The organism is Mycobacterium sp. E1715 (assembly GCF_001667625.1).
GTDB lineage: Bacteria > Actinomycetota > Actinomycetes > Mycobacteriales > Mycobacteriaceae > Mycobacterium.
In genome coordinates this window covers 1-3,689 of sequence record NZ_LZJJ01000401.1, presented here as the reverse complement: position 1 = coordinate 3,689, position 3,689 = coordinate 1, and the positions used below count along the sequence as shown (strand labels likewise).

Below are 3,689 nucleotides of genomic sequence, written 5' to 3'. Positions count from 1 at the left end.
GGTGCTCGAGGAAGTGCGCCGCTCCCGCCACGGTGGCACCCTCGTCCCGCGATCCCACGCCGACCCAGACCCCGACGGAGGCCGAACGCACCGCCGGGAGGTACTCGGTGACGACGCGCAGACCACCCGGAAGCGTGCTGCGACGCAGCGCGGTCGAGGGTTCGACCTCCAAGGTGTGCTTGCCGCGGCGCAGGGCCGCGGCGCGGTCAGCTGCTCGCGGTCGCGGCATCGGCAGGTGCGGCCGCCGGGGCGTCGGCCGGGGCCGAGCTGTCTTCCTCCACCAGGACCAGAGAGATCTTGCCGCGCTTGTCGATGTCGGCGATCTCGACCCGCAACTTGTCTCCGACGTTCACGACGTCCTCGACCTTCGCGATGCGCTTGCCCTTGCCGAGCTTGGAGATGTGCACCAGCCCGTCGCGCCCGGGAAGCAGCGACACGAAGGCACCGAAATCGGTTGTCTTGACGACGGTTCCGAGGAACCGCTCGCCGACGGTCGGCAGCTGCGGGTTGGCGATCGCGTTGATCCGGTCGATCGCGGCCTGCGCCGAGGGCCCGTCGGTGGCGCCCACGAACACGGTGCCGTCGTCCTCGATGGAGATCTGCGCGCCGGTCTCCTCGGTGATGGCGTTGATGACCTTGCCCTTGGGCCCGATCACCTCACCGATCTTGTCCACCGGGACCTTGATCGTGGTGACCCGCGGCGCGTAGGGGCTCATCTCGTCGGGCCCGTCGATCGCCTCGGCCATCACCTCGAGAATCGTCAGGCGCGCGTCCTTGGCCTGCGCCAGAGCGCCCGCGAGCACCTGCGACGGGATGCCGTCGAGCTTGGTGTCCAGCTGCAGCGCGGTGACGTAGTCCTTGGTGCCGGCGCACTTGAAGTCCATGTCGCCGAACGCGTCCTCGGCGCCCAGGATGTCGGTCAGGGTGACGAAGCGGCGCTCGGTCTTGCCGTCCACCTCGACGTCGTCGGAGACCAGGCCCATGGCGATGCCGGCGACCGGCGCCTTGAGCGGCACGCCGGCGTTGAGCAACGCCAGCGTGGAGGCGCACACGGATCCCATCGACGTCGAGCCGTTGGACCCCAGCGCTTCGGACACCTGCCGGATGGCGTACGGGAATTCCTCGACGCTCGGTAGCACCGGGATCAGGGCCCGCTCGGCCAGGGCGCCGTGCCCGATCTCGCGCCGCTTGGGCGAACCGACACGGCCGGTCTCACCGGTGGAGAACGGCGGGAAGTTGTAGTGGTGCATGTAGCGCTTCGAGGTCTCCGGCCCCAGCGAGTCGATCTGCTGGGCCATCTTCACCATGTCCAGCGTGGTCACGCCCAGGATCTGCGTCTCGCCGCGCTCGAACAGCGCGCTGCCGTGCGCCCGCGGCACCACGGCGACCTCGGCCGACAGCGCGCGGATGTCGGTGATGCCGCGGCCGTCGATGCGGAAGTGGTCGGTCAGGATGCGCTGGCGGACCAGCTTCTTGGTCAGCGAGCGGAACGCCGCGCTGACCTCCTTCTCCCGGCCCTCATAGGTCTCGGCGAGGCGCTGCTGCACCTCGGCCTTGATCTCGTCGGTGCGCTGATCGCGCTCGGCCTTGCCGCCGATGGTCAGCGCCTTGGCCAGCTCGTCGGTGGCCACCGAGGCCACCGAGTAGTAGACGTCGTCGCCGTAGTCGGGGAACACGGGGTACTCGCCGGTAGGCTTGGCGGCCGCTTGGGCCAGCTCCTCTTGCGCGGTGCACAGCGCCGCGATGAACGGCTTGGCCGCCTCCAGGCCTTCGGCCACCACGGTCTCGGTCGGCGCCTGCGCGCCGCCCTCGACGAGCTCGATGACCTTCTCGGTGGCCTCCGCCTCGACCATCATGATCGCCACGTCTTTAGCGTCACCGTCGCCGACGATGCGGCCGGCGACCACCATGTCGAACACGGCCCGCTCGAGCTGCTCGACGGTCGGGAAGGCGACCCAGGTGCCGTCGATGAGCGCCACCCGCACGCCCCCGACGGGGCCGGAGAACGGCAGCCCGGCCAGCTGGGTGGACGCCGACGCGGCGTTGATCGCCACGACGTCGTAGAGGTCGTTGGGGTCCAGGCTCAGGATCGTGACCACGACCTGGATCTCGTTGCGCAGCCCGGAGACGAAGGACGGGCGCAGCGGCCGGTCGATGAGCCGGCAGGTCAGGATCGCGTCGGTCGAGGGCCGGCCCTCGCGACGGAAGAACGAACCGGGGATGCGGCCGGCGGCATACATCCGCTCCTCGACGTCCACGGTCAGCGGGAAGAAGTCGAAGTGCTCCTTGGGGCTCTTGCTGGCGGTGGTCGCCGACAACAGCATGTTCTCGTCGTCGAGGTAGGCGACGACGGCGCCGGCGGCCTGCTGGGCGAGCCGGCCGGTCTCGAAACGGATGGTGCGGGTGCCGAAGCTCCCGTTGTCGATAACGGCGGTTGACTCGAACACGCCTTCTTCAATTTCAGCGACAGACATGGGTGTCCGTACGGCCTCTCTGGGTATTCAGCTTTTTCGCGTCGTCACGCTTGAACCCGAGAGCTTCCTACGAGAGGAAAAAGTCTGGATGCGGCTACGGCCATCGATCGAAGCGGCCGACCTGCCCCAGATCCGGGGAGCCCGGCTGCCACTACCGAAGACCGCCCGATACAGACTGGGCTGCTCCCGTCATGACACGCTGGAACGGCACACGCGGATCTGCGTGGCCGCACCGTTCGTTCGGGCCGAACCGGCCCAGAACGCTCCCACTCTACACGGGCGGGCGTAGCGCTCAGTAGACCCGGGTCAGCGGCGCAGGCCCAGGCGCTCGACCAGCGAGCGGTACCGCTCGACGTCGATCTGGGCTACGTACTTGAGCAGCCGGCGCCGGCGCCCGACCAGCAGCAACAGGCCCCGCCGCGAGTGGTGGTCGTGCTTGTGCACCTTCAGGTGCTCGGTCAGGTCGGCGATCCGCTTGGTCAGCAGCGCGACCTGCGCCTCCGGGGAACCGGTGTCGGTGTCGTGCAGGCCGTAGGTGCCCAGGATTTCCTTTTTTTGCTCGGCGGTCAGCGCCACGAAAACATCTCCATCAATCGGTGCCGCGAAAACTCTGGTGCGTGGCCGCCGCGGACTGCAGCACACGCCGTATCGGCTGGCGAGTCTATCAGCGGCGGTGACGTGCGCAGAAATCGCAGGCCAGCGCCGCGCTCTTGACAACCTACAACCATTTGGTTGTAGGTTGGACGCGTGACCGTAGACCAGGAGGACCGGGTGGACGCCCTGTTCCACGCGCTCGCCGACCGAACCCGGCGCGACATCATGCGCCGAACGCTGGCCGGGGAACACTCGGTTTCCGCGCTGGCACGCAAGTACGACATGAGTTTCGCGGCGGTGCAAAAGCATGTCGTCGTGCTGGAAAAGGCCGGCCTGATCACCAAACGACGAAGCGGTCGCGAGCAGCTGGCCAGCGGCGACGTGACGGCCGTGCGATCGGTGGCCGCCATGCTCACCGAATTGGAGCTCCTCTGGCGCGATCGCATCGCACGCGTCGACGACCTCATCGCATCCGACCCAACCCAGGAGGACTGAACCATGCCCGTGACCGACGTCCGGCACGACCCCGAGAACCTGACGCTGACCATCACCGCGGACTTCGCCGCTCCGCTGGCCCGAATCTGGCAGGTCTACGCCGACCCTCGTCAGCTGGAGAGGGTG

The 3,689-nt window shown here is 68.3% G+C and carries 5 protein-coding genes; 2 read left to right on the top strand and 3 right to left on the bottom strand.

Features of this window, described 5'->3' with window-relative positions; genetic code table 11:
• The 3 genes from A9X03_RS19690 to rpsO form a co-directional block, all read right to left on the bottom strand.
• On the bottom strand, nucleotides 1-229 hold a 229-nt coding region (locus A9X03_RS19690; protein WP_197696107.1), incomplete at its 3' end, for an insulinase family protein.
• Complete coding sequence (locus A9X03_RS19685; protein WP_197504940.1) at nucleotides 207-2,474, bottom strand: polyribonucleotide nucleotidyltransferase; 2,268 nt, start codon at nucleotides 2,472-2,474, stop codon at nucleotides 207-209. The genes A9X03_RS19685 and A9X03_RS19690, both read right to left, overlap by 23 nt.
• Nucleotides 2,475-2,780: 306 nt before the next feature.
• Complete coding sequence (rpsO, locus tag A9X03_RS19680) at nucleotides 2,781-3,050, bottom strand: 30S ribosomal protein S15 (RefSeq protein ID WP_003878661.1); 270 nt, start codon at nucleotides 3,048-3,050, stop codon at nucleotides 2,781-2,783.
• Between the two features lie 171 nt (nucleotides 3,051-3,221).
• On the opposite strand from rpsO, the gene A9X03_RS19675 reads away from it, so the two are divergent.
• Nucleotides 3,222-3,563, top strand: a complete 342-nt coding sequence (locus A9X03_RS19675; protein ID WP_068262535.1) for a helix-turn-helix transcriptional regulator — start codon at nucleotides 3,222-3,224, stop codon at nucleotides 3,561-3,563.
• Nucleotides 3,564-3,566: 3 nt separating this feature from the next.
• A partial coding sequence (locus tag A9X03_RS19670; RefSeq protein WP_369831395.1) for an SRPBCC domain-containing protein occupies nucleotides 3,567-3,689 on the top strand: 123 nt, incomplete at its 3' end.

Excerpts from the sequence above, each read along its gene's own strand:
- A9X03_RS19685 (WP_197504940.1), bottom strand. The coding sequence starts at position 2,474 with ATGTCTGTCGCTGAAATTGAAGAAGGCGTGTTCGAGTCAACCGCCGTT.